28 protein-coding genes are annotated in these 24,075 nt (G+C 39.4%); 17 read left to right on the top strand and 11 right to left on the bottom strand.

Annotated elements, in window-relative coordinates; translation table 11 throughout:
* Positions 1 to 286 precede the first annotated feature (286 nt).
* The 4 genes from F946_RS04370 to F946_RS04380 all read left to right on the top strand — a co-directional run bounded on the left by F946_RS04370 (position 287) and on the right by F946_RS04380 (position 2,779).
* Positions 287 to 778 carry a hypothetical protein gene (locus F946_RS04370; protein WP_004979533.1) on the top strand — a complete coding sequence of 164 codons (492 nt, stop codon included), beginning with the start codon at positions 287 to 289 and terminating at the stop codon, positions 776 to 778.
* A gap of 320 nt (positions 779 to 1,098) precedes the next feature.
* Positions 1,099 to 1,221 carry a hypothetical protein gene (locus F946_RS17470; RefSeq protein ID WP_004979534.1) on the top strand — a complete coding sequence of 41 codons (123 nt, stop codon included), beginning with the start codon at positions 1,099 to 1,101 and terminating at the stop codon, positions 1,219 to 1,221.
* Positions 1,222 to 1,225: 4 nt separating this feature from the next.
* A complete protein-coding gene (locus F946_RS04375; protein ID WP_004979537.1) occupies positions 1,226 to 1,681 on the top strand; it encodes a CopG family ribbon-helix-helix protein in 456 nt (151 codons plus the stop codon).
* A 75-nt stretch (positions 1,682 to 1,756) separates the two neighbouring features.
* The gene (locus F946_RS04380; protein ID WP_004979539.1) at positions 1,757 to 2,779 is read left to right on the top strand and encodes an ABC transporter substrate-binding protein; all 1,023 of its coding nucleotides are present in this window, start codon (positions 1,757 to 1,759) and stop codon (positions 2,777 to 2,779) included.
* A gap of 112 nt (positions 2,780 to 2,891) precedes the next feature.
* On the opposite strand, the gene F946_RS04385 is transcribed toward F946_RS04380, so the two are convergent.
* The 5 genes from F946_RS04385 to F946_RS04405 form a co-directional block, all read right to left on the bottom strand.
* A complete protein-coding gene (locus tag F946_RS04385) occupies positions 2,892 to 3,221 on the bottom strand; it encodes a DMT family transporter (RefSeq protein WP_004979541.1) in 330 nt (109 codons plus the stop codon).
* Positions 3,222 to 3,238: 17 nt separating this feature from the next.
* The gene (locus tag F946_RS04390; protein WP_004979542.1) at positions 3,239 to 4,123 is read right to left on the bottom strand and encodes a hypothetical protein; all 885 of its coding nucleotides are present in this window, start codon (positions 4,121 to 4,123) and stop codon (positions 3,239 to 3,241) included.
* A complete protein-coding gene (locus F946_RS04395) occupies positions 4,120 to 5,130 on the bottom strand; it encodes an isopenicillin N synthase family dioxygenase (RefSeq protein WP_004979544.1) in 1,011 nt (336 codons plus the stop codon). Before F946_RS04395 ends, F946_RS04390 begins: the two co-directional genes overlap by 4 nt.
* A gap of 72 nt (positions 5,131 to 5,202) precedes the next feature.
* A complete protein-coding gene (locus F946_RS04400; protein ID WP_004979545.1) occupies positions 5,203 to 6,099 on the bottom strand; it encodes an ABC transporter ATP-binding protein in 897 nt (298 codons plus the stop codon).
* A complete protein-coding gene (locus tag F946_RS04405) occupies positions 6,099 to 7,043 on the bottom strand; it encodes an ABC transporter permease (protein WP_004979549.1) in 945 nt (314 codons plus the stop codon). Before F946_RS04405 ends, F946_RS04400 begins: the two co-directional genes overlap by 1 nt.
* 185 nt (positions 7,044 to 7,228) lie before the next feature.
* Between F946_RS04405 and F946_RS04410 the strand changes: the two genes are divergently transcribed.
* From F946_RS04410 to F946_RS04445, 8 genes are all read left to right on the top strand, one after another.
* Positions 7,229 to 7,597, top strand: a complete 369-nt coding sequence (locus tag F946_RS04410; RefSeq protein ID WP_004979554.1) for an immunity protein Imm33 domain-containing protein — start codon at positions 7,229 to 7,231, stop codon at positions 7,595 to 7,597.
* A gap of 3 nt (positions 7,598 to 7,600) precedes the next feature.
* On the top strand, positions 7,601 to 8,026 hold the full coding sequence (locus F946_RS04415; RefSeq protein WP_004979556.1) for a hypothetical protein: 426 nt from the start codon (positions 7,601 to 7,603) through the stop codon (positions 8,024 to 8,026).
* A gap of 127 nt (positions 8,027 to 8,153) precedes the next feature.
* Positions 8,154 to 8,405, top strand: coding sequence for a hypothetical protein (locus F946_RS04420; protein ID WP_004693049.1), 252 nt, complete (start codon positions 8,154 to 8,156; stop codon positions 8,403 to 8,405).
* A 33-nt stretch (positions 8,406 to 8,438) separates the two neighbouring features.
* Positions 8,439 to 9,164: an ATPase gene (locus F946_RS04425; RefSeq protein ID WP_080632289.1), complete on the top strand. Its 726-nt coding sequence runs from the start codon at positions 8,439 to 8,441 to the stop codon at positions 9,162 to 9,164.
* 474 nt (positions 9,165 to 9,638) lie between these two features.
* Positions 9,639 to 10,055, top strand: a complete 417-nt coding sequence (locus F946_RS04430; protein WP_004979560.1) for a YeeE/YedE family protein — start codon at positions 9,639 to 9,641, stop codon at positions 10,053 to 10,055.
* A 1-nt stretch (position 10,056) separates the two neighbouring features.
* Complete coding sequence (locus F946_RS04435; protein WP_004979563.1) at positions 10,057 to 10,479, top strand: DUF6691 family protein; 423 nt, start codon at positions 10,057 to 10,059, stop codon at positions 10,477 to 10,479.
* Entirely contained in the window at positions 10,476 to 11,345 is an 870-nt protein-coding gene (locus F946_RS04440) for an MBL fold metallo-hydrolase (protein ID WP_004979564.1), read from the top strand. Before F946_RS04435 ends, F946_RS04440 begins: the two co-directional genes overlap by 4 nt.
* Before the next feature lie 232 nt (positions 11,346 to 11,577).
* Positions 11,578 to 12,351, top strand: coding sequence for an alpha/beta fold hydrolase (locus tag F946_RS04445; protein ID WP_004979565.1), 774 nt, complete (start codon positions 11,578 to 11,580; stop codon positions 12,349 to 12,351).
* On the opposite strand, the gene F946_RS04450 is transcribed toward F946_RS04445, so the two are convergent.
* Genes F946_RS04450 through tssH form a run of 6 tightly spaced genes read right to left on the bottom strand, consistent with a single transcriptional unit; the run spans position 12,352 to position 19,948 of the window.
* A complete protein-coding gene (locus F946_RS04450) occupies positions 12,352 to 13,320 on the bottom strand; it encodes a M15 family metallopeptidase (RefSeq protein ID WP_004979568.1) in 969 nt (322 codons plus the stop codon). It lies immediately after the preceding gene.
* Positions 13,317 to 13,916, bottom strand: coding sequence for a hypothetical protein (locus F946_RS04455; protein WP_004979569.1), 600 nt, complete (start codon positions 13,914 to 13,916; stop codon positions 13,317 to 13,319). Before F946_RS04455 ends, F946_RS04450 begins: the two co-directional genes overlap by 4 nt.
* An 11-nt stretch (positions 13,917 to 13,927) precedes the next feature.
* The gene (gene icmH / locus F946_RS04460; protein ID WP_004979571.1) at positions 13,928 to 14,725 is read right to left on the bottom strand and encodes a type IVB secretion system protein IcmH/DotU; all 798 of its coding nucleotides are present in this window, start codon (positions 14,723 to 14,725) and stop codon (positions 13,928 to 13,930) included.
* An 11-nt stretch (positions 14,726 to 14,736) separates the two neighbouring features.
* Positions 14,737 to 16,101, bottom strand: coding sequence for a type VI secretion system baseplate subunit TssK (gene tssK / locus F946_RS04465; RefSeq protein WP_004979572.1), 1,365 nt, complete (start codon positions 16,099 to 16,101; stop codon positions 14,737 to 14,739).
* A 5-nt stretch (positions 16,102 to 16,106) separates the two neighbouring features.
* A complete protein-coding gene (tssA, locus tag F946_RS04470; protein WP_004979574.1) occupies positions 16,107 to 17,237 on the bottom strand; it encodes a type VI secretion system protein TssA in 1,131 nt (376 codons plus the stop codon).
* Between the two features lie 23 nt (positions 17,238 to 17,260).
* A complete protein-coding gene (gene tssH, locus F946_RS04475; RefSeq protein ID WP_456151110.1) occupies positions 17,261 to 19,948 on the bottom strand; it encodes a type VI secretion system ATPase TssH in 2,688 nt (895 codons plus the stop codon).
* A gap of 360 nt (positions 19,949 to 20,308) precedes the next feature.
* Here tssH and F946_RS04480 point away from each other — a divergent pair, with 360 nt between their 5' ends.
* The 5 genes from F946_RS04480 (at position 20,309) to tssE (ending at position 24,070) form a co-directional block, all read left to right on the top strand.
* Positions 20,309 to 20,959 (top strand): hypothetical protein, encoded by a 651-nt coding sequence (locus F946_RS04480; protein WP_004979581.1) that lies wholly within the window; start codon positions 20,309 to 20,311, stop codon positions 20,957 to 20,959.
* 40 nt (positions 20,960 to 20,999) lie between these two features.
* On the top strand, positions 21,000 to 21,503 hold the full coding sequence (gene tssB / locus F946_RS04485; protein WP_004979583.1) for a type VI secretion system contractile sheath small subunit: 504 nt from the start codon (positions 21,000 to 21,002) through the stop codon (positions 21,501 to 21,503).
* Positions 21,496 to 22,977: a type VI secretion system contractile sheath large subunit gene (tssC, locus tag F946_RS04490; protein ID WP_004693079.1), complete on the top strand. Its 1,482-nt coding sequence runs from the start codon at positions 21,496 to 21,498 to the stop codon at positions 22,975 to 22,977. The genes tssB and tssC overlap by 8 nt, the downstream gene beginning before the upstream one ends.
* Before the next feature lie 46 nt (positions 22,978 to 23,023).
* On the top strand, positions 23,024 to 23,527 hold the full coding sequence (locus tag F946_RS04495; RefSeq protein WP_004693082.1) for an Hcp family type VI secretion system effector: 504 nt from the start codon (positions 23,024 to 23,026) through the stop codon (positions 23,525 to 23,527).
* Between the two features lie 66 nt (positions 23,528 to 23,593).
* Entirely contained in the window at positions 23,594 to 24,070 is a 477-nt protein-coding gene (tssE, locus tag F946_RS04500) for a type VI secretion system baseplate subunit TssE (RefSeq protein ID WP_010326723.1), read from the top strand.
* Positions 24,071 to 24,075 lie beyond the last annotated feature (5 nt).

A 24,075-nucleotide genomic window follows, 5' to 3' on the forward strand; every position in this document is an offset into this window, starting at 1 on the left:
ATGTTGATTCCCTTCGTCATGTTCTGTCATCTGTTTTGATAGGCTTGCAAAGTTGAGTATTCATTGAGAGCATATTAGAAAGAATACATGTGCTTGGTTAGTAGCGAGCTTTTCATCAGGTTCTTTTCTTTCATATTTGTATAAAGAGATATAAATTTTAAAATTTATAACCTGAATGAACGAAAAAGCTTGATTTAGGTGCAGATTCGTCAAAAATAGGGACTGGGAAAAATCAAAGCTTCATTTTAGAATTTCAAAGCCTTTTAAGTTTCTGGGAGTAAATATAATGATAACGAACGTATCGCCAAAAAAATGGCTACTCATGAGTTTGGGGGCGATGTTGCTTTCAGGTTGTGCGACAACCTCTACAGACCCAAGTCGTCAAAATGTGGGTACCACAGGTTTACTCATTTGTGCGCAGAATGAGCTTTGTCCAGTGGTTACTGTGAGCTGGAATGAATCGAATAAAGAGCTGCTTAAGTTAAAAATGCATTTGAGTAGTACTTACAATAAATACGACATTCAAAAGGTCGTGTTTACCAATGGACAAAAAAGCCAAACTTTTGCTGTCACTGGGCCAACCGAGCATGATCATGTGTTAGGCACAAACCGTTCGACCAATTATATTTTAGCGCCTGTAAATTTGATGAGTAGCTTAAAAGGAACGGATTCGATCAAGATGGATATTTATACGGATCGAGGTATTATCTCTCGATATGTGTATAAAGATGGCGTCTCAGCTCCAATTTTAGGTGAGTTCCAAAAAGTTTATCAATAAAAGAAAAATCGCCATCTGGCGATTTTTTTTGCTTATAAGTGAGAGAAAACTAAAAATTGTGAGGACATAAGATCTCATTTACATAATGTGTTTTGCTTATAGGGAAGTAAACTCCTAGCTCTTTTACTGATGAAAACTAAAGCTGAATAGCCCGAAATGCACTTTGATGTATCAATTTTAATAATATAAATACATTTTGCACAAAAAATAAACTTTTTAATGCGCTGTTGCTGTCAATCTAATCAAAAAAATTGGCATGTATTCTGCTTAGTTCTAGGTATTACAAAAACCTTTTTTGGTAATACCGAAAGGAGCAGCAAATGTCTAAACAATTTAAAAATGACTTAAATGCATTCTTCAGTGTATTTAAACAGTTCGTGGTCGCCATCTTAAGCGCTAGAGCGGGCATTTATATCAAGCAAGACCCATCCAAAAAAGGATAAGCACGTGCCGAAACATAAATTGGCACGGATCAGCATCACTGTGCCTGAACTGACTGTCGATGCATTGGATCAGAAAATTGTCGATCAGCACTATGAAAGCCGTTCTCAAGCCATTGTCGACATGATTAATAAACATTTGATTGCGGATCAGGAGCGACATAACGCCGTGATGGTGGGGACGTTTACCTTGCTCTATGACGCCAGTGTTACGCCACTTAGAGTCCAATTGCTGGACTTACAGCAACAGTTTTTAGAACAAGTGGTCAGTTCACTGCATATTCAGTTAGATGAGCAAAAAATTCTAGAAGTGATGATTTTGCAGGGCTTAAGTGCTGAATTGAAAGTGCTAAGTCAGCAATTCATTGCTTTGAAAGGTGTGATCAAAGGGCATTTGGAGCTGATGGATGCGGTGATGCCGCCGATTCCACAAAACGAAGAACAGCGTGCATTGAAATCGTGACCATGTTCACCGTCCTCAATGGCTCACTCCATACATAGCAAGTTTAAACATTTATAGCATCGGGAAAATTGCATCATGATTAAAAAAGCGTTCTTATCAGTCTCTATTGTTTCGACTATTTTATTGGCAGGTTGTGATAACACCGCCAAAATTTCTGAAACAAAAAACAGTACATCTGATAGCACAGCCACAAAAACCATCACGATTGGCTATAGTGATTGGCCGGGTTTTGTTGCCTGGCAGGTGGCAATTGAAAAAGGTTGGCTCAAAGAAGCGGGGCTGAATGTTGAATTTAAATGGTTTGATTATTCATCATCGCTTTCTGCTTTTGCAGCCAATCAGCTAGATGCAGTACTGGTGACCAATGGAGATAATCTAGTCACAGCTTCTGGTGGAACTCAAGGTGTCATGATTATGGCGACGGACTATTCCGCAGGTAATGATGTGATCATTGCAAAAGATGGAATTAACAGCATTGCTGATTTAAAAGGCAAAAGTATTGCCACTGAAAAAGGTTTGGTTGACCATCTATTGCTAAGTACAGCACTGACAGATACAAAAATTAAGACCAGTGACATTAAATTGGTCAATTCTATGACCAATGAGCTTCCACAAGTTTTTGCAAGTCCAGACATTGCTGCAATTGCGGTCTGGCAACCTGTAGCCAATCAAGCGTTGAAGTCTGTTGCAGGGTCTAAAATTATTTATAGTTCTAAAGATAAGCCAGGTTTAATTTATGACACGCTGACTGTAAATATGAGCCATCTTTCTGCCAATAAAGAAGATTGGAAAAAGATGATCCAAGTGTGGGATAAAACAGTCAAATATATTAATGACCCTGCAACACATGAAGACGCCGTGAAAATTATGTCTAACCGTGTTGGTGTTGATCCGAAACAATATGAACAATTTATTGGCGGGACGCATTTACTCGATTTGGCAGCCAATGAAACCGTTTTTAAGAAAGGTTCAGGTTTTGACTCGATTTATGGCTCAAGCTACCACGTAAACAAATTCAATGTTGAAAATGGCATTTATAAAACAGAAATGGATGTTGATGGCGCAATTTACCCAGCTTTAGTTGAAGAGTTAAAGTAAAACTTCGTAGAAACTAAAAGCCCAAGTTAACTTGGGCTTTTTTTGTATGAGTGTGTTTAAAAAGCAAAGAAAGATCTAATGTTAAATAAAGTGTAGATTTTAAGGCATGTATTTATAAATGCGTACTTTTAGAAAATACATGAATAATCACGATGCCGATAATCATAAAACTTAAACCAACAACCGCCGCAAAGTCGAGCTGCTGTTTAAAGTAAATCCAACCGACTGTAGAAATAAGAATAATGCCCGCACCTGACCACAGAGCGTAAGCTAGTCCCATAGGGATGGATTTAAACGTTAGACCTAAGAAAAAGAGTGCAATTGCATAACCAACAATAGTTAAAACAATAGGTAAAGGTGCAGTGAAACCATTGGTCGCTTTTAATGCAGAAGTCGCGAGGACTTCTGCAATCACGGCGATCAATAAATAGAGAAAAGCCATAGCTTATTAAAGCTCCCTTACGCAACCACAGTTGCATGATGCATGAGGTGATGTTGTTCTTGTTTGAGCCAATGCTGACTGTCCGCCGTGGTCGATGTTATATTTTGAAAAGTGTATTCAGGTTCATACACATCCATGACAAACACCAACTGATACGCTTCTCCACCGATCAATTTATGCTGTATGAGGGTTCCAGCATCAACGACTTCAAAACCATCTAGAATGAGTTGTTGTTGAGTCGCTTGAGTGCAGCTTGAATATTGAATGAGCTGATCTTGAGTTGAAACTGATACTTCATAGCTTTCAATTTGATTTAAGTCAGAAGGACTTTGCTCCACATAAGAAAGAACCCCTAACGCGTCTATATTCTGTTGAATATGGGGTAAACGTGACTGTGCATATGCCATATACTCACCGCAGATGATGAGACCGCCATCGAGCGAAATTTCTTGTTGCGTGGCAACATGTACAGCTTTGACTAAGCGTAGTCCTAAAAATAAACCCGTACTGGCTTGTTGACGCCAGTCTTCAACATAGGCATTACTCGGTGAGAACTCCAAAATACAATTGCCAATAGTATGTAGAGTTGCTGGCTCAGGCCATTGGGTATGGTTCTGATAATTGCTACTTAGCTCCCATGACAATGATGCAGTTTGTGTATCCCAATGCGTATAACCGACCCATGCTTGACGCTCTGTGATAGGTGTGGTTGCTGCTGATTTGAGACGTAGGTCAATGGTGAAGCTCTTGGACTGAAACCAATATACAATCGTATTTTCATCGGTCAGGCCATTGTAAAAGCTAATACTCTTACGCCGAAATGCGCCCATTAAATAGGTTGGTACATGGCCTGAAGCAGCTGTGATGGGTTTTAGTTGACTTAAAGTTTCGAATAAATTCATGGAGTGTACTCCATGTTTGACTCAGGCAGACCAAAAGAATAAAGCGGAACGGCATTCTTTAAGATTAGTTCACCACTGGCTACACGTTGTTTTAAATAATGAAAAGTTTGAGCCGTTTGATTAAACAAATGTTCTCCACCTGCCAGTGGCGCATATTTAGCTGGCTCATTTGTATTAATCGGTTGGATGACATAGTCATAGTCACAAGAAAAAAATAAAGGGAAGGAGTAGCGTTCTTGTTGGACTTTTTTGACCCGATGTTTGGTGGCTAAATATTTGCCATTGGACAATATTTCCATCATGTCACCAATGTTCATCACCAAGGTATTTTCAAGCAGAGGAATATCAATCCACTCACCTTGCTTAGTGAAGACTTGTAAACCGGGTGCTGTTGGCAATAATAAAGTAAAGCACTCATAGTCGGTATGTGCCCCGATGCCTTCTGCATCTGTCGCTTGAGGGTTAAATGGATAGTGAATGAGGCGTAACTGGCTGGGTGCATGTTGAATGTGCACATCAAAAAAGTCTTCTTTCTGCTCTAAAGCCAGCGCAAAACAGCGAAATAGTTGATGACCAATTGCTTTTAAGTGCTGATAGTACTGTGAGACATGGCGTTTAAATGCGGGATCATCTGGCCATTGCGTTGGGCCAAGTAAGGGATAATTTAATGCAGACCCTTGATAGTCATAATTCACATCATAAGATTCTTTTAAATCGTAGCTGTTACTCGAAAACTGTTCCTCACCTATAGGCACATAGCCACTATGATTCACCGATTTTCCAATATAGTTTTGCATTTTGAGTGCGTCATCTTGGGCAAAATAGTGCTTCGCGATGTCACATAACTGTGCAAATAATGCAGGTTGAAATTGATCACCTCTAAGGTAGAGAAAGCCAACTTCTTTACAGGCCTGATCAAGCGCTTGAGCAACTTGCATATGGTCATCTAGATTTGGGCTATTTAAAAGGCTGATATCCACCAATGGAAGGACATATTTATCTTGCATGGTAAAATCCTCGCGTTGGCCGTCCAACAGTGCATAAAATCTAAGGGTCGTCCCTCAGGCTAGATCAATGAGTTATTTATGCGTACTAACTTGGGTCATACGTGGAATTTTGGGTAAATCTTCCAGTGCTGGATCGAGTTCTTCTTCTTGTGCATGTACTAAGAAATCGACCCGTTCTCGAAGTTGCTTAAAAGCAGGGCTGGACATCAGTTCAGTGTTTCGTGGACGGGGTAAATCTACTTCAATAATTTCTTTAATTTCCCCAGGATTGGCTTTCAGTGCTACGATACGATCAGCCAGTAAAATAGCCTCATCCATATCATGGGTTACAAAAATGATGGTGATATCAATGTTTTGCCATAAGTCCATTAGGTGTTTTTGCATTTTCTGACGGGTATGCGGGTCAAGCGCACCGAAAGGTTCATCCATCAGTAAAATTTTCGGTTCATTGACTAAAGCACGGGCAATCGCAACACGTTGCTTCATCCCGCCAGATAGTTGATGTGGATATTGGTTTTCATATTTCTCTAAGCCAATAATATTGATCCATTCTCGTGCAGCCGCTTCGGCTGAGGCATGACTTGCACCTTTCATGAGTGGACCAAACATCACATTTTCTTTAACCGATTTCCAAGGAAATAAGGTATAGCCTTGAAACACCATGCCTCGCTCTGGACTAGGGCCTGAAATGGGTTGTCCATCTACTAGCAACTCACCACTGCTATAAGGGTCTAGACCCGCAACAACACGACTAAAGGTTGATTTTCCACAACCAGACGGACCAATCACACAAATAAACTCCCGCTTATGAATTTTCAAATCGAGCTGATTTAAAATCGTGCGTGAGTTTTTACCATGCTGAAAAACTTGACTAAGTTGTTTGGCCTCTAAAATGACAGGACGTTGATAAATGTGATCAAAATATTGACGAGCATTGAACTCCGTCGTTCTTATATCTGTGGCTTTCATTATTTTGCTCCCGCTTTCCATTTAAACAGATGTTGTCCGAGCTTCATTAAAATCACATCACAGACCAAGCCAATCACGCCAATAATCAAAATTGCAGCATAGACATTGTCAAAGTTCTGGTAGCGTGCTTGCTGGGTAATAAACCAAGTGATCCCTGTGGTGGTGCCAATCAACTCAGAGACAATCAAGTAGGTCCACGCCCAGCCCAGCAAAACACGTAAATCACGGTAAATATCGGGTAACGCCGCTGGAATGACCACGTGAAACAGACTTTTTGCTTTATTCGTCCCTAGGGTATAACCCGCTTCAATCAGCCCGCGGTCCACCATACGCGTAGTATTGGCAATAATCAGAATTTGCTGAAACAGCGTCCCAATCACGATGATGGCAATTTTTGGTGCATCATTAATGCCTAATATGGCAACAGCCAATGCACCAAAGGCAGGCGCAGGTAAGTAGCGAAAGAACTCAACAAAGGGTTCAGTGAGCTGGGAAATTTTGTTGGAAAAACCACATAAAATCCCCAATGGAATACCAACGAGTGATGCAATAAAGAAAGCACTAAATACAATCTTGATACTGTGCCAAAGACTTTGATGAAACCATGGTGCATCGGCTTGAGCTGGTGGTGTGGTAAATGCTGTCACTAAGGCTGTCGCAACTTGATGAGGTGCTGGTAAATAGATGGGATTGACCAAATTACCTTGCGGCGGTTCAGTGCCTGCATTGACGGCATTTTGTGCTTCTGCATAGAACACACTTTTGTCTACACGGCTACCGACTTGTAAAAAAGAGACACTGCCAGAGTTGGTGATTTGTACCTGAGGATGCCAAATAAAGGGCAAATAACTCACAGCACACCAAATGAGGATTGGTATTAGAAATGATCCAAAGCCCAGCAATATTTTGCTTTGAGGACTGAGTTCTCGTGCGACATAACCCATAGTTGCTTAGCCCCGATATTACTTTTTTTATAAAACGTAATACTGTTAAGCAAAATGAATGCCAAATTTGTAGTGATATTGAGTGTTCACCTGTGTGCTAATTGTTTAAATAAAAACAGCCTTTGACCTAAATATGTTTTAAAATGCGCTATCGATAGATTGACGCTCAAAAGGGGCAGCATCGCATGGCACAAAAGTCACAACAATCTGCATTGAATGAATTGATTGCAGAACAAAAACTACTGTGTGAAGAGTTTGACTCCGCCTATGTTGAAGTAAAAGGTGATGATGTCGTTGCTGTTGCTGTACAGACTTTAAATCAAGAACCCATTGTCGGTTTACGTAAAAAGCCAGAAACTGAAGAGAATGTTGCTTGGTTCATCTATGGTGGTGAATTGGGTGAAGGCCAAGACTTTTTTACAACCATGACTGTACGTGAGTTACAAGATATCTTGCCTGACGTACTTCCATATTTGGCTTTAAGTGAAGGTTATCGTTTTATGATTGATGGCGATGACTATGAAGATGTATGGAAAGAAGGCGATGAGTCTTAATACATGAAAAAACAGACATGGACGTTGCTTAGCCTTTCATTATTTTTATCATCGTTTCTATCAACCCTGAGTTATGCAGAAACAACGAAGCTGACTCAGGCACAGTATGATCAGAAGATGGCTGAATATACAGCAACTGTGAATTCAACCAAAACCGTTTTAGATGCAAAAGATAATCCAGCGACAGCAACAGAAATGAAAACTGCATTTTGTCAGCGTATGGATGCATATCATCAAATTGCAGCGCTATCCAAGGCCAATATTGAATTAAGTACCGCTTCAGTGATGCTGATGGTGGCCAACCGTTATCTTGAGCAGCAAGAAAAAAGCCTGACCGATGCAGGGATGAATGAAAGTGCCTTCTGCCCAACGGCTAAAGCTTTACAAGTTGAAGATACGAAACGAGTAAACAGTAAAGTAATCCAATAAGACAGCACGGATTTAGAGTAAGCCTTAAGATCTAATTTATTGTTTCAGGATGCTGTATAAATAGACAATGTCCTCGATTGTGTTAAGATAAATAAAAATCAACCATCGTTTGAGTAGGAGTTGGTGTATGGCAGCTTATACCGACATTAAAGTAGGCAAATATGAGGATGATATGATTCCTAAACTTGCCATTCATGCTTTTCATGATGCTTTTCAAAAAGCAACCACTCGTTCGTCTGTAGTTTATGCAAAAGCTGAGCAGTTGGTTGAACGCGATATTCATGGCAATGAAACTGTTTTACAAGACTTAAGTCATGCTTATGTCGATGTAGGCGTTTTACCGACACTGACACGTAAAAAGAAACACGCGACCGTATAGATTGATATGCCACCTCGACAACCTAGAATAAGAATGTTTGCAGGGCCGAATGGTTCTGGTAAAAGCACTGTTAAAGATTACCTCTTGCCCCAACATATTGGGGCATATTTAAATGCAGATGAACTGGAACAAAACTTAAGACAGAGTCAACGCATTGATTTATTGCATTATCATCCTTCCTTAAAAGCTTCAGAGTTGGTCACTTTTCTAAAAAGTAAGAAGCGTCCTCAAGCGGGACAGTTCGTGGCCTTACTTGCGCATGAACCAATTCTGCTAGATGAATGGAAGATCGAGTTTAAAACCGAAGAAATTGATTCTTACCTCTGTGCACGCATTATTGATTATATCCGGCTTGAGTTTCTGCGCTTAAAAGTCAGTTTTACTTTTGAGACGGTAATGTCACATATCTCTAAAGTTGAGTTTCTCCGAGAAGCGAAACGTCAGGGTTATAAAACCTATCTATATTATGTCTCAACAGTCGATCCACAAATCAATATTGCTCGGGTCAAGTATCGCGTCAGTGTGGGTGGTCATCCTGTTCCTGAGCAGAAAATTATTGAACGTTACTACCGTAGTATGGATCTGCTCATGCAAGCCATAGAGTGCTGTGATCGAGCCTATTTGTTTGATAACTCTTCTGACGGTATACAAGCGTCTTTTCTTGCAGAAGTAGAAGCAGCTGAAACCTTAAAAATGAATGCCGCCGTGTCTAAGCTCCCAATATGGTTTGCAGAGCGCGTATTATCAGAATTCCAATAGACTACTCAGAAAAAGAGCTGGCTATTTCATCACTTTTCATGTGTATACCTACATAAAAATATATTCAAAAGTCGTAAATGTGTTTCATAAACTGAGAATAATGATCATGATGTAGAGATGTACCTCTAACTCTATTCAGTTTCTTTAAATGAAAACTATAATGAAATAAAACGAGAGAAGTTAAGTATTTCTAATCTAAAAAAGGCCTGAATACAAAATCTCTCGGGAATATATTCAAGCTTTTTACGTTATTGTGAAGAATAACTATGTAAAAGAAATGCCTTAAGGTGTTATCTAAAAGACTAAAAGCTTCGAGAACGAACGGGTAGTGCCATTCAAATACCTAAAGCTAGATGAAAGGCCCCGTAGACAGTGGCCATAGACGTGCATAGCATCCATAGATACAAAGAACGCTTGATTATTTTTTAATTAAATATATTATTAAAACATATATTGTTTTAAGGGTGATTGCTAATGCATGATTTTGCGTGGTCTTTTATAGGTGGAATATTACTCGGCATCTCCGCCGTTGGATATTTATATACCAATGGGCGGATTGCGGGAATCAGTGGTCTGGTCTCACAAGTTTTAAATTTAAAAGGGATTATAAATACGCCTGCACTATGGTTTTTATTGGGCTTGTTCGTTGTTCCGTTTATATACGCAGCTTTTGTTCAGCCAGAAATCCATATTGAGGCTACACCTCTCATGTTAATCATTGCGGGCGTATTGGTAGGCTTTGGAACGCGATTAGGCTCTGGTTGTACCAGCGGGCATGGTATTTGTGGTATCAGTCGTTTATCTAAACGTTCAATCATCGCTACAATAAGTTTTATGTTCACAGGCTTTATCACTGTGTATGTCGTCCGTCATATGCTTGGAGCAATCTAAAATGAAAAGTGTTTGGGCATTCATTTGGGGTGGATTATTTTCAATCGGTCTCATGCTTTCAGGAATGTCGAATCCTGCGAAGGTGATTGGCTTTTTAGATATTTTTGGGCAGTGGGATGCCAGTTTAGCTTTTGTGATGATGGGTGCAATTGCGGTTGCATTTATTCCTTTTCAAAAAGCTGTACGTCAGCCACATCCACAAACCTTTTATGGTGAAGCGATACAACTTCCTAAAAAAACGAAAATCGACAGAAAACTGCTCTTGGGAAGTCTGCTATTTGGTATAGGCTGGGGAATTGCGGGAATTTGTCCTGCGCCGAGTTTTACTTTGATTGGACTGGGCTATTATCAAGCGATCTATTTTATAATTGCGATGTTCGTCGGTGTACTGCTACATCGTAAAGTGATGGAGAGAATGCCATGAAGCAAACCGCGCAAGTAAAAGCATTCTTTGATTCAGTGAGCAACACGTTTAGTTATGTGGTGAGCGATCCAGAAACCCAGTGTTGCGCCGTGATTGATAGTGTGTTGGACTATGATGCAGCATCAGCAACGACCAAAACAGAGCAGGCTGATTTAATCATTGCTTATATTCAGGAAAATAGCCTAAGCGTACACTGGATTTTAGAAACACATGTTCATGCAGATCATTTAAGTGCTGCACAGTACTTAAAGCAAAAACTAGGTGGAAAAATTGCGATTAGTCATAAGATTGAGATCGTACAACAAACTTTTGGTGGGATTTATCATTTAGATATTAAGAGTTTAAATGCCATCCAGTCATTTGATTATCTTTTTGCAGATCACGAGACATTTTTGATAGGCAACATAAAAGCATATAATATTCCGACACCAGGGCATACACCTGCGTGTCTCAGTTATGTCATTGGTGATGCTGTTTTTGTGGGAGACACTTTGTTTATGCCTGACTATGGAACGGCACGTTGTGATTTCCCAAAGGGGAGTGCGGCGACTTTATTTGACTCGGTGAAGACTTTGTACACATTACCAGATCAAATGCGGATGTTCTTATGTCATGACTATTTACCCGAAAGTCGTGGTCAATACCAATATGAAACATCGGTTTATTCGCAAAAGCATAAAAACATTCATATCAATACTACAACGAGAAAAGTTGATTTTGTCGAGATGAGAAACCGCCGTGATGCAACTTTAAGTATGCCAAAATTGATATTGCCAGCGATTCAAATCAATATGTTTGCAGGCAAGTTCCCTCAACCAGAAGACAATGATATTTCTTACTTAAAAATTCCGCTGAATTATTTTTAAAATAGAAAAGTAGCAAGACTTAAGGCATTCGGCATCTTTTCACTTGCTTAAAATCTGATTCAAAAATCTAATCTGATATTAAACAGACATGTACATCATACCTTTAAATTTAGCCTAAGCAAATATCTCACTCAAAATAGCCTAAGCAAAATTGAGCTTAATATAAAAAGTCATTTGATTTATTTCCATTAAAAATTCAATATCTATAACAATCAAATAAAGTAAGTTTCATATGATCCTAAATCATCAATTTCATCAAAATGAGCAGTCAACTGCAAAAACACTGGTCTTTGTTCATGGTTTATTTGGCAGTTTAAGTAATTTAGGTATGTTGGCTCGGGAGTTATATTCAAGCCACCATGTATTACAGGTAGATGTACGTAATCATGGGTTATCGTCACATTCCAATGTTATGAATTATAAGGTCATGGCAGCCGATCTAATTGAAACTTTAAATGAACTCAATATTGAGCACTTTTCTTTGATCGGGCATTCGATGGGTGGAAAACTGGTGATGAAAGTGACCGAACTCGCAGGAGATCGACTAGATCAACTGGTGGTATTGGATATTGCGCCTATTGCTTATAAAGAAAATCATCATGAGCAAATTTTTAAAGCGCTCATTGCAGTACAAAAAGCAGATATTGAAACACGTCAACAAGCCATAGAAATCATGCGTGAATATCTCAAAGAAGAAATGGTGATTCAGTTTCTCTTGAAATCTTTTAGCAAAGGGAAGTGGTTGTTTAATGTAGATGCACTGTATCAGAACTATGCCCAAATTCTGTCATGGGAAAATATAGAAACATGGCATAAGTCTGCATTGTTTATACGTGGTGGAAACTCACCTTATGTAGCAAAGCCAGAATATATAGAAGCTATCCAATCGCAGTTTTCTCAAGCCCAGATTCAGACGGTGGCAGATGCTGGACACTGGTTACATGCAGAGAAAACTGCGCAAGTTTTGCAAATCATCACTCAATATTTGAGTCAGCCTTCAACCTGATTAACTCAAATTCGCAGCTGAAAGTTGTCCTTCAGAGGTCAGCTTTTCAGCCATTTCCGCAGTTTTCTTTAAATTAGGCATTCGAAATTCGGTATGGCCATAGTCTTGGATCGACTTCCAACGCCCGCCCCAAGTTAAACCTACAGATTCTGCAACTTCACCATAGAGCTGATAGCCACGCATCGCCCATGGATCTCGTTCAGAAATAACGACTTTTCCATCCCGCTTAAATGCGACATCCGCCGCCAATCCAAATTGGTGGTAACTTTGGTAACCACGCGCCAAAGTCGTATTTTTATTGCTGGCTAAAGAATTTTGACGCTGCGGGCTACGATAGCCTTCCAGTAAAACCAGTTCATATCCATGCTGCTCACGCATTATTTTAAATACCATCAGTAAACGTTGTTTATAGCGTGGGTTCATTTTGTGCCACTTACGATCAGCCGTTGCTAAATTGTCATGTGAATGAGTTGAATGTACATCCTGAATACTTGGGTCGTAATTCAAAGCACTGGCTTGAATAGAATTATTATTAAGATCTGCTTGCTCAAGCATACTTGCTTCAACTATGGCCGCAGCAACTAAGGATTCTTCGACCTCTGGTGGTGGAGACAAAATTTGTCCATCAAGTAGGGCATAAATTTGTGGATCCGATTGTCTTAAATAATCCGCTTCGATTTTAGTGGGTGTGACTGGACTGGTAAAAGCAAACATTAAGATGCTAGCAAATAAGAATAGACCCGCAACCAATATCCACCACTGTTGAATATGCCAATGCGATTGCAATTGCTCGGGCGCAGCAGCATGATTTATATGCTGTGCAAAATGACGAGCGGATTGAAATCTTTTTTTTCCTTGAGGAATTAACCCGACAAAAAAGCCAGCAAATTTTGCTCTGAGTTCGTAGGACAGTGCCAAACCTAGTCCTAGTGCCAGGATTAGAAAAAGCGAAAAAAGAGCATAAATCATAGTCTGATAGTAGCTGGCATTGGGGCTTCGACGGTACGAGTTGTAATTTTGGTTTGTACACTACCTGTGGGAGATTCTTCGGATTTTTCCACAGCCTGTTCTGCTTTGGTTACTTTGTCGTGATTTTTATCTTTCGGTGCGGCCGAACTTTGCGTTGACGAGTTTTGTTTCTTATTTTCTTTTGGTAAGGGCTGCGGACTAGCACTCTTCATCGATGGTGCAGCAACTGTTTCGGTTGGACGAAGAAAAGCTTTGCTTAATTCATCTTCTTTGGGTTGAGGAAAATCAGCAGGCGGCTCAGTTACATTTGAAGGTTGAACACTTTTAGAAGGGATGGCTTTAGTCGCTTCAAAAATAGCTTCGGGTTCCCGCGTCGGGGCTTCATTATCGACTGAGGGTTCAGTGACATCCACGCTAGAACTTTGATTAACCTGTCTTGAATCATTTTTTTGTTGTGCAAAAAAATAAGTAAAACCAAGAGTGGCCATCAATACGACACCACCCAAAAAACCACCAAACGCATAGAGCATAGGTGAAATATTTTTCTTTTTTGTAGACGTCAAAATTTTGACTGAAGTCCGTTTTTCATGAGCCATGGAGTTAGTTCTTAGGGTAAATGAATAGTAATATGTGCCTGTTCTGTTGGCGTAGAAATGACATTTTCATATGTGGCTAAAGAATTCGTACTTTGCTTTGATAACATATAGCGCAAGCCCGCAAAGGATAAGAGTGCGAATACGATTAGAAAAAGTAAAATCCAGTAAAAAGGAAGCTCACGGTGAATCATGTGTTTAATTTGATCGGGGAGCGATGCAAAAGGAGAAAAGGCCGCCTTTTTTCCTTTTAAGTAGTCGATTTCATCGCCTACACGTGCCACCAAATGGTTTAAATTTTCTATAGATTCAATGCGATATCTACCATGAAAACCCAGAAGCATGCAGTAATGATAAACTTCAAGTGCGGCTAATCGACTATTTCCTTTACGGCGTAACTCTTCTAAAATTTCGAAAAAACGATAACCCGCAAGTTGCGAGCCAAATAAACTAAGCTGTAAGGGACTGATTAACCAACTATTTTGTAGCTCGAAAAATTGTGCATCTTGCTGAGTCACAATGGTTTCATCTAATAATGCACAGTAAGCATATTTAGCATCTTGAATATCATCTGATGAAAATTGTAATTTTCGGGCTTGGTTTTCAAAGCGATTGAGTAGAGCAATAATTTTTTCGCGGAATTCCGTTGCACTACTCGGTATATATTTGTTTTTCAATAAAAATACAATATAAAAACCATCATGGAGTAAGTCGACCAAGTTGGTTGTGCTGGTGGCTTTGGCGGTCATGGGCTGAGAAATTGAACCAGTTCCAATTTGTCCATCATCAAAAAGTGAAGGGGCATTATTCATGATTCATTTCCTTAGCCATTCATCACAGCAATCAATTCAACAGCAATATCTTGGAAACCTGCCGGAATATAAATACAAATCGACTCGGCATCCAACATGCGTTGGTATAAGTCATTATTTGGTTCAATTTCAAAGTAACTCACACCAGATCGCACTGGAATAGCGGTTGGAACCTGCATTAAATGATGCAAAGGAACTGCAGGTAGTGCGGCGATGACGCGTTGTTCAACATCTACGGTATTGCCCACTTTAAATCGTAACGGAACCAATTGAATTAGTTCGTGACTTTGCATCATGCTGCTAGAAACAGCTAAGTAAAGTCTTGAATCTCGAGTAATTTTGTCTGACTCTAAACTGCCTAACCAATAAGATGGTCGTGTTTCTTTCAATTGGATACTGATATAGCGGTTTGAAATAATCGTATCTAATAACTCACGTAGAATGACATCGAGCTGACTAAAACTTTCTTGTAAATTATGATGTTGGTAGCGAGGTAAATGATCAACCTCATGAGCCGTTGAAAAGGTCAGTAATGAGCCTGTTAAACGTAATAATTCAAAAAACAGTCGCTCTGGATGGATATGCGGATATTGCAATAAATGATTCAACGTCGCGTGTGCTGTGTTGAGTGCATTGACCAACCAAAATGACACAATGTCGCCAGAGCGAAACTCAATCAGCTTTTGCTCATTTTCTCGATTATTACTTTGAATGGTCTTAATTTTCGCTTTGATGACATTTAAACTGCGTTTCAAACTCGAGATAAGATTTTCAGAAGATTCGATATGCAAGATAGGCGGAATAAAATGACGATCAAATTCAAATTGACCTGAGCTTTGACGTTTAATTTTTGCTAAAGCTAAATACAAAAAACCATCCAGCTCTTGATTCGGTTCTACGTTCGCCTCTAACAAGCGAAACTCTGCACGGCGGCGCAATAAGGTGATATCTGCTGCAGTTGCATCTGTAAATAAATCGTGGGTTGAGGTCAGGTAAGAGTGGTAGCGACCGAACTGCGCACTATTTTCAGCGCTCACATTTTTCTTATTGGCTTGTACAATCGGCAAGGCTAAATAAACTAGGATTTCGCCACGTAAATTCAGTTCATCTAATAACACTGGCTCAGGCAGTAAATCACGTGTCGGCGCCTGATAGATTTCGCCATCTTGCCAAATCATACTAATACTTTCGAGTGCCAAGATATGTGTATGTAACTGGGCCTCATCAAATTGAATATTTTGAATGCCGTAGGCAAATGGAATCGTGGAACGAATGGTATGATTCAGACGTTGTTCATGATACGCATCTTGTAATTGAAAATGTTGAGGACGTAAAAATAGACCTTCACCCCAAAGTATTTTTTCTGCTTTAAACATTTAGATTACCAATCGTTTGATTCATTTGCTTGTTGTACGCCCAGTAGTTCTTGGACGTTATGCAGTGGATTTTCGTTTTTAATGACTTGATTTAACCACTCATGTAGTGGCATCTGACTCCACTTGATGGTTTTCTGTAACATATAGCTTACGGGACTATGCGGTTCATTGGCCTGAAAATAGTCAGAAATTTCTTGTAATACCCGCATGGCTTGTTCACGGTTTGCTAAGTGATTTTGCGGTTGAACCTGAAAGCCTTTGGATGGATGGACGGTGTTCATGTCAATCTCTTGTTCTTTGTGCTGGGTAAATGAAAGTGCCTGTGTTGTTATCGTTGCGGCTGCAGAAGACTCAGACGTTTGTGTCGCCATTATAGGCTGAGTAAAAACTTCAGTTTTGTAGAGCTTTTTTAAACTGGTGTGGATGTTTTCAAGCTGAGTATCAATCGCAGCAAAGCTTGGTGCATCTAAGCCCATTAAGGTATCTAACACACTTTTCAAAATTGACCATTCAGCCAGAATCGCCGAAAAATGTTGATAGTTCTGATATTGAAATGATTTTGATGTGTTGAACAAGCTCTGCTCAAACTGTTCCAAAATCTGAGAGCTATTGGCATCATCCGTATAACTTTCTATTTGTTTCAACAAATGGTTTTTCTGTCTCAGTAAGGCTTCATAATCACTGAGTGAAAATGAAGGAACATTCACGATAGCGACTTGCTTAATCAGTGGAGTCAAATGATTAATTGAGCCTTGCAATAAACCTAGACGTTGATCTAAATCTTCTTCTTCAATTTCAGGGTGAAGTTGTGTCCAATACTCATTTAGCGTCCGGTGCATAAGCTCTAGGGCTTTTGCGGTGCCCTCGAATCCGTATAAATTTGACCACGCTTCAAGTAACCAGCCCAATAAGCGTAAATCTTTTGATTTTCCCGTGAGGAGCTCGATAGATTTTTGTTCAACGAACTGCCAGTCTGCTTGCTTAGGTTCAGCGACCCAGTCGCCTTGATCGAGTAGTGGATCATCCTGAGTTTTTGCAATTTTGATAGCGTGGAATTCATTGGAAAAAGATAAGTCTTGTCCACATGGTTGATCGCTTGAGATAGGAGACAATAAAGGCTCGATTTCTAAGCTCATAATTTTACACTCTATATATTTTATTAAACTTGATTCGCTTTATTTTTAGCAGGATGTCGTTTCTTTTTAGCCGTGGTCTTTTCGACAGGGTCTAAAACATAAGTAATTTCATCATCTTTGATATCAATCTGAATAACTTTAGGCAAATGATCTGCTGCCAAAGCCATCAATATTTCTGTGGCTAAAGCAGGCAATATACTGGCATTCAAAATGTGATCAACATTTCGTGCGCCGCTATCGACTTCCGTACAGCGACTTAATAACAGTTCTACCAGTTCCTCTGAATATTGAACTTTGGTTTGGTACTGCTTCTCAAGGCGAGAGGTTATTTTCTTGATTTTATGATGGATAATTTGAACCAGTAAATCATCATGCAGTGGGAAATAGGGAACGATACGCATGCGCCCTAAAAAAGCAGGTTTAAATTGTTTATATAAACTTGGTTTTAACTGCTCTGCTAAGCTTTCCGCGGTTGGCCATGTCTCAATCGGTTGATTCAAACAGGCCTGCATAATGGCATTCGAACCTACATTCGAGGTCAAAATAATGGTGGTATTCTTAAAGTCGATGATTCGGCCTTCACCATCTTCAAGCGTACCTTTGTCAAAAACTTGATAAAAGAGTTCTTGAACATCGTTGTGTGCTTTTTCAATTTCATCCAATAAAACCACACTATAAGGATTGCGGCGAACTGCTTCAGTCAGCACACCACCTTGACCATATCCAACATATCCAGGTGGAGCACCTTTTAAAGAAGAAACGGTATGTGCTTCTTGATATTCAGACATATTAATAGTGATCAGGTGGGATTCTCCACCATAAAGCTCACTCGCCAGCGCAAGTGCGGTTTCGGTTTTACCGACACCACTTGGCCCCACCAACATGAACACGCCTTGCGGTTTATTAGGATCATCCAATTTTGCTTTAGATGTTTTAATTCCCTGAACCAGTTGATGTAGGGCAGAGTCTTGTCCCATAACACGCTCAGCCAGTTTGCTTTCTAAGCTGAGAATTTGTTTTATTTCATCGTTCACCATATTACCCACAGGAATACCGGTCCAGTCTGAAATAATTTCATTAATGATTTGTGCATTAACACGCTCAAACACTAAGGGGTTCTGGCCTTGTACATTGCTTAATTCTTCACGAAGCGCAGCAATCTCTTTTTGATCGTTGTTAGCCGTTGTATCTTGTTGGAGTCGTTTTATCTGTTCAACAAGCGCTCTTTCTTTTTGCCACTGAGTTTGAGTGTGTTCAATTTCGCACTCAAGCTGCGCTAGTTTTTGCTTCAAATCGTGCAAGCGCTCATGATGAATCGGTAAATTTTTATGTTCATTTTCTAAAATCTCATATTCAAGTTTGAGATTATGTTGTTGAGCAAGTATCTGATCTAACTTTACAGGTTGTGCATTCTGAGTGAGTGCTACACGCGCTGCGGCTGTATCCAGTACACTAATTGCTTTGTCTGGGAGTTGACGACCACTAATATAACGATGTGAAGAGTGTACGGCTGTGACGATGGCTTCATCATCAATATTTAAATTAAAATGATTGGCCATGACTGGTAGCATGGCACGTAACATATCGATGGCGACATCTTCGCTTGGTTCTTCAACTTTAACGACTTGAAAGCGTCGACTGAGCGCTGCATCTTTTTCAAAATATTGTTTATATTCAGCCCATGTGGTTGCTGCAATGGTACGTAACTCACCACGAGCCAGTGCGGGTTTTAATAGATTGGCAGCATCATTTTGGCCTGCTTGACCTCCTGCGCCAATCAAAGTGTGAGCTTCATCAATAAATAAAATTATAGGATGAGTGGCAGACTGGACCTCTTGAATCACTTGTTTCAGGCGATTTTCAAATTCACCTTTTACACTGGCACCTGCTTGTAATAGTCCCATATCAAGCGTATGCAACTGAACATTTTTTAAAGCATCAGGCACTTGGTTGTTTACGATTTTTAGCGCCAAACCTTCAACGACAGCCGTTTTTCCTACACCAGGCTCACCAGTTAAGATGGGGTTGTTTTGGCGTCGACGCATCAGGATATCGAGCATTAAACGTATTTCAAACTCACGACCAATAACAGGGTCGATAAGGCCACTTTGTGCCTTTTGGGTTAGGTTAATTGTATATTGATCAAGTGCTGGCGTTTTGTTTTTAGCCAAATGCTGTGCAGGCTCAGTGCTTTCACTTGGTGCTGTTTCCTGTAAAACGTCTTGTTCGATACTGTTTGAGCATAGGTCTAAAAATTTATGCTTCATTGTATCGATCGGGAACAGTTCAAATTGGCTCGAAGCGCGTAATGCCATTTGATGCAAATCTGGTGCTGTTAAAAGTGCTACCAAAATATGACCTGTTCGAATGACAGGATTTTGTTCGGCTGAAGCAAGTAACCACGCTTGCTCCAATAAACGAATAATGGATTGAGCAAATATCGGGGTACGGGTATTTCCTTTAGGTAACTGGGAAAGACTGAGTTGCAAATCCTTAACTAAGAAATCATGGGAAATTTTATATTTTTCAACTAATAAGTGGAGATCATTTGGCTCTTGTTGTTCTAATAATTCAAGAAAAAAATGCTCAATTTCGATTTCATAATTTTGTTGATTAATACAACTATTTGCAGACTTCTCTAGAGCAACACGCGCATGATTAGATAGCTTCTTAATTAATATTTTAAGGTTATTCATATGTAACTCAGTCATGCTTTATAGCAAAGTTTTTACAAAACAAATATGCCAATGGCTATCTGTGTTTTTAGTGTAAATATAAAATTATTTATAAATTAGCATTTTACAAGTCATTATAAATGCTATTTGGCGGGTATTTTATATATATGGCATCATAATACACAAATGAAATTTAGATAAAAAAGAAGATATATTACAAAAAGCAAACATAGTTACTTTTGAGTAACATTTTTTCCCTTGACTTTAGGGGGTATATTTTTGTTAAATCCAAGCGCATTATATAACCAGAAAATATTTACCTAGGGTGTGTATATTTTAAATCGAAGTTACTGATAATAATTTTAATTTTTTATTCATAAAGATTTGAGGCAAGTTTTGAAAAAATATTATTTAATTTTACCTACATTCGTTTTATTAACGGTGACACCATTTGCTTTTGCAGCGGCAGAAGAGGGTATTAGTTTAAAAAATAAGTGTATTAAAGATTACCCATTGGTAAATGGTGAAACTGATCACGATTTACTAAGTTTATATGCACAGATTTGCGATAGTAAAAATAAAAAAAATGATGAGCTAAAAAATAAATTATTGGTTCAAGCTGCAAGCCGTTATCAAGAACTCGGGAAAAGTTATAAAGCACTTCAACTGGTTGAAGAGTTAAATGCGCGAAATATTAATCATACATCATTAACAGATACTCGGTTTTTAGCTGGCGTTTCGATTGCAAATACGGCGTTAAACCATATGCGTCAAGAAGAAATGCGCTATTTATCTACAGATTTAACCTATCCGCCTGCCAAAGAGCTGTCTAATCTCGTTCGTAATTCTTTGCCTGCGCCAGATAAGAGTGATGCAAAGGCTGTGGTGATCAAAGCACCAAAGAAAACCACGCGTAAGACTGCGAGTTCAACCAAACAAACCACAAAGAAAACAACGGCTCAGGTGGCAAAACCCAAAAAAGTTGAGAAAGTACAATCAACAGAAGTGGCGAGCAAACCGAATACAAATCCCTTCAATTCACTTTAAAAACTTTCATTTTTGAAATAATAAAAAACAGGATTTTCATATGGCTAAACGTGAAAGCGTCCAAAAAAAGTTACAGCGTATTCGACCACCTCGGGTACAACTGACTTATGATGTTGAAGTTGGTGATGCTAAAGAAATTAAGGAATTACCATTTGTTGTTGGTGTTTTAGGTGATTTCTCAGCGGCATCTGAAATAGAAAAAACCAAGCTCAAAGACAAAAAATTTATTAATGTTGATTTAGAAAACATTGATGAAGTCATGGAGTCTTTAGCACCACGTGCAGCCTATCAAGTTGAAAATACATTGACTGAAGAAGGTGGACGTATGTCTGTTGATTTGACGTTTAAGTCGATGGAAGATTTTCGTCCTGAAAATGTGGTTCAGCAAGTGGATCCATTGAGAAAATTAGTGGAAGCTCGTGAACGTTTAACTGATTTGCGTAACAAAATTTCGAATAATGAGCGCTTAGAAGATCTACTTGATCAAGTTCTGCAAAATACAGATCAAGTACGCAAAATGAGTGTGGAGGCTGAAAATGAATAATGCCCAATCCGCTGCAGTTGCTCAAGATACTACTGAAGAATTTACGCTTTTAGATTCAATCGTTGAACGTAGTCGAATTGCTCGAAATGAAGAAGAGCATGATCGAGCGAAAAGTTTAATTGGCGAACTTGCTAAAGAAGTGATGGCGGGGACGATTACTGTTTCAGAAAATATGACATTATCGATTGATAAGCGTATTGCTGAAATTGATGCGCTCATTTCGACGCAGCTCAGTAAAATTATCCATGATGAACAATTTCAAAAAATTGAATCGACATGGCGCGGTTTATATTACTTTTGCCAAGAAACGCCATCTAATCCATTGATTAAGATTCGTATGTTGAATACAACGAAGAAAGAATTAATCAAGGATTTTCAAGGCGCAACGGACTTTGATCAAAGTACATTGTTTAAAAAGATCTATGAAGAAGAATATGGGTCATTTGGTGGTGCACCATATGCCACATTAATTGGCGATTTTGAGTTTGATCGTACACCTTCAGACATGTATTTGCTGGAACAAATTTCACATGTTGCTGCAGCTGCACATGCACCCTTTATTTCTGCAGCAGATGCCAACATCCTTGGGTTGGAATCCTTTACGGATATTGACCGTCCGCGTGAAGTATCTAAAATTTTTGAAACCGCTGAATATGTTCAGTGGCGTTCTTTCCGAGAAAGTGATGATGCGCGCTATGTTGCATTAACAATGCCGCGTGTATTGGGTCGTCTGCCTTATCACCCTAAGGAAGGTACAGCGACGGAAGGTTTTAATTTTGTGGAAGAAGTCTCTGGGCAAAATCATGATGAATATTTATGGATGAATGCAGCCTATGCTTTTGGCACGCGTTTGACCAATGCTTTTGATATGCATGGTTGGTGTGCTGCCATTCGTGGGGTTGAAGGTGGTGGTTTGGTTGAAGGTTTACCTGTTCATACCTTTAAAACCAGTGATGGTGAAGTGGTTTTTAAATGTCCGACTGAAATTGCCATCACCGATCGTCGTGAAAAAGAGCTCAGTGATCTTGGCTTTATTCCTTTAGTACATTGTAAAAACACGGATTATGCAGCATTTTTTGGTGCGCAATCGACGCAGAAACCTAAAAAGTATAATAGCGATTCTGCCAATGCAAACTCGGCTTTATCTAGCCAAATTCAGTACATTATGGCCGTTTCACGTATTGCACATTATTTAAAAGCCATGATGCGAGACAAAGTCGGAAGTTTTGCTTCGGCTGGAAACATTGAAACATTTTTAAATGAGTGGTTGGCTCAATATATTTTGCTTGATGACGGGGCTTCACAAGAGGCGAAAGCGCAATATCCGCTGCGTGAAGCATCTGTCAAAGTTGTAGAGAACCCAGCACAACCGGGGCACTACAAATCTGTGGTTTTCTTAAGACCACATTTCCAGTTGGATGAGTTGTCAGTATCACTGCGACTTGTTACTGAGTTACCTCAGTCCTCAAACTAATTTGAGTGCCAACACATAATAACTTTAGAATAGGAAAAGATTACAAATGAAAGACATATACGTACAGTTCAGAGGTAAATATAAGGTCGATGGCGAGTCGCGTGATACAGAGCACCAAGGCTGGTTAGAGGTGAACTCTTGGTCACACAATATTCGTCAGCCAAAGTCTGCAACATCATCAAGTGTTGGTGGCCATACGGCGGAACGTGTTGAACATTCTGATATGCTGTTTGTTAAAGATTTGGATGCAACCAGTCCAAAACTTTGGGAAGCATGTTCAGCGGGTTATACCTTTGATGAAGTACAAATTGATTTTTATCGCGCAAATGGCGATAAACGCATCAAGTACCTACAAATTAAATTGAAGCATGTTTTGGTTTCAAGTGTTACACCAACAGTAAGTGAAGAAGGTGTTCCGCTTGAAGGATTTGGTTTGAAATATGCTGCTGTGGAATGGACGTACAACCAGCAAGATATTAATGGCACACAAAAAGGTGCTGTGACCAAGAAATGGTCTCTATCAAACAATACTGCATCATACGCTGCATAAAAATAACTTAAAAAATAAAGGCTAACCAACGTTGGCCTTTATTTATGCGAGATGATTTTAATCAACATGAATCTAGATCAGCTTTATCCCTATGGGTTTAGAAAAACGCTATTTGACCGATTACTACCGACCACTGAACAGGACCGATTGGGGATGTCTCTTCAGGAGCTACGTGAATCCGTCGCGACCGACTTAGAAGATTTGTTGAACAGTCGTATGGCCAATTTTAATGATTCAATTGATGCTTTCCCGTTGGTGAAAAAGTCCATTGTTCAGTTTGGAATCATTGATTTTGTTGGATTATCGACTGCGAATCCGACCGATCGCGATAAAATTTGCCAGTCGATTGCAGCGTCTATTACTGCACATGAGCCGAGACTGAAACAAATCAAAGTCGAAATGTTGCTTGATGGACAGAATATGGGGGCGTTGTGTTTAAGTATTCAAGCCTATTTAAATATTCATCCTTTATATGAACCCGTGATTTTTGATGCTTTGCTCAAACCGACAACACAACAATATGTTATTTCTGCAAGAGCTTAATGGGG

It is taken from the genome of Acinetobacter johnsonii ANC 3681 (assembly GCF_000368805.1).
In the GTDB taxonomy this organism is placed as follows: Bacteria; Pseudomonadota; Gammaproteobacteria; order Pseudomonadales; family Moraxellaceae; genus Acinetobacter; species Acinetobacter johnsonii.

Bases quoted from the DNA above. Each gene is read 5' to 3' on its own strand.
- F946_RS04370 (WP_004979533.1), top strand. From the start codon at position 287: ATGATAACGAACGTATCGCCAAAAAAATGGCTACTCATGAGTTTGGGG.
- F946_RS17470 (WP_004979534.1), top strand. From the start codon at position 1,099: ATGTCTAAACAATTTAAAAATGACTTAAATGCATTCTTCAGTGTATTT.
- F946_RS04380 (WP_004979539.1), top strand. From the start codon at position 1,757: ATGATTAAAAAAGCGTTCTTATCAGTCTCTATTGTTTCGACTATTTTA.
- F946_RS04385 (WP_004979541.1), bottom strand. From the start codon at position 3,221: ATGGCTTTTCTCTATTTATTGATCGCCGTGATTGCAGAAGTCCTCGCG.
- F946_RS04390 (WP_004979542.1), bottom strand. From the start codon at position 4,123: ATGAATTTATTCGAAACTTTAAGTCAACTAAAACCCATCACAGCTGCT.
- F946_RS04395 (WP_004979544.1), bottom strand. From the start codon at position 5,130: ATGCAAGATAAATATGTCCTTCCATTGGTGGATATCAGCCTTTTAAAT.
- F946_RS04400 (WP_004979545.1), bottom strand. From the start codon at position 6,099: ATGAAAGCCACAGATATAAGAACGACGGAGTTCAATGCTCGTCAATAT.
- F946_RS04405 (WP_004979549.1), bottom strand. From the start codon at position 7,043: ATGGGTTATGTCGCACGAGAACTCAGTCCTCAAAGCAAAATATTGCTG.
- F946_RS04410 (WP_004979554.1), top strand. From the start codon at position 7,229: ATGGCACAAAAGTCACAACAATCTGCATTGAATGAATTGATTGCAGAA.
- F946_RS04415 (WP_004979556.1), top strand. From the start codon at position 7,601: ATGAAAAAACAGACATGGACGTTGCTTAGCCTTTCATTATTTTTATCA.
- F946_RS04420 (WP_004693049.1), top strand. From the start codon at position 8,154: ATGGCAGCTTATACCGACATTAAAGTAGGCAAATATGAGGATGATATG.
- F946_RS04425 (WP_080632289.1), top strand. From the start codon at position 8,439: ATGTTTGCAGGGCCGAATGGTTCTGGTAAAAGCACTGTTAAAGATTAC.
- F946_RS04430 (WP_004979560.1), top strand. From the start codon at position 9,639: ATGCATGATTTTGCGTGGTCTTTTATAGGTGGAATATTACTCGGCATC.
- F946_RS04435 (WP_004979563.1), top strand. From the start codon at position 10,057: ATGAAAAGTGTTTGGGCATTCATTTGGGGTGGATTATTTTCAATCGGT.
- F946_RS04440 (WP_004979564.1), top strand. From the start codon at position 10,476: ATGAAGCAAACCGCGCAAGTAAAAGCATTCTTTGATTCAGTGAGCAAC.
- F946_RS04445 (WP_004979565.1), top strand. From the start codon at position 11,578: ATGATCCTAAATCATCAATTTCATCAAAATGAGCAGTCAACTGCAAAA.
- F946_RS04450 (WP_004979568.1), bottom strand. From the start codon at position 13,320: ATGATTTATGCTCTTTTTTCGCTTTTTCTAATCCTGGCACTAGGACTA.
- F946_RS04455 (WP_004979569.1), bottom strand. From the start codon at position 13,916: ATGGCTCATGAAAAACGGACTTCAGTCAAAATTTTGACGTCTACAAAA.
- icmH (WP_004979571.1), bottom strand. From the start codon at position 14,725: ATGAATAATGCCCCTTCACTTTTTGATGATGGACAAATTGGAACTGGT.
- tssK (WP_004979572.1), bottom strand. From the start codon at position 16,101: ATGTTTAAAGCAGAAAAAATACTTTGGGGTGAAGGTCTATTTTTACGT.
- tssA (WP_004979574.1), bottom strand. From the start codon at position 17,237: ATGAGCTTAGAAATCGAGCCTTTATTGTCTCCTATCTCAAGCGATCAA.
- tssH (WP_456151110.1), bottom strand. From the start codon at position 19,948: ATGACTGAGTTACATATGAATAACCTTAAAATATTAATTAAGAAGCTA.
- tssB (WP_004979583.1), top strand. From the start codon at position 21,000: ATGGCTAAACGTGAAAGCGTCCAAAAAAAGTTACAGCGTATTCGACCA.
- tssC (WP_004693079.1), top strand. From the start codon at position 21,496: ATGAATAATGCCCAATCCGCTGCAGTTGCTCAAGATACTACTGAAGAA.
- F946_RS04495 (WP_004693082.1), top strand. From the start codon at position 23,024: ATGAAAGACATATACGTACAGTTCAGAGGTAAATATAAGGTCGATGGC.
- tssE (WP_010326723.1), top strand. From the start codon at position 23,594: ATGAATCTAGATCAGCTTTATCCCTATGGGTTTAGAAAAACGCTATTT.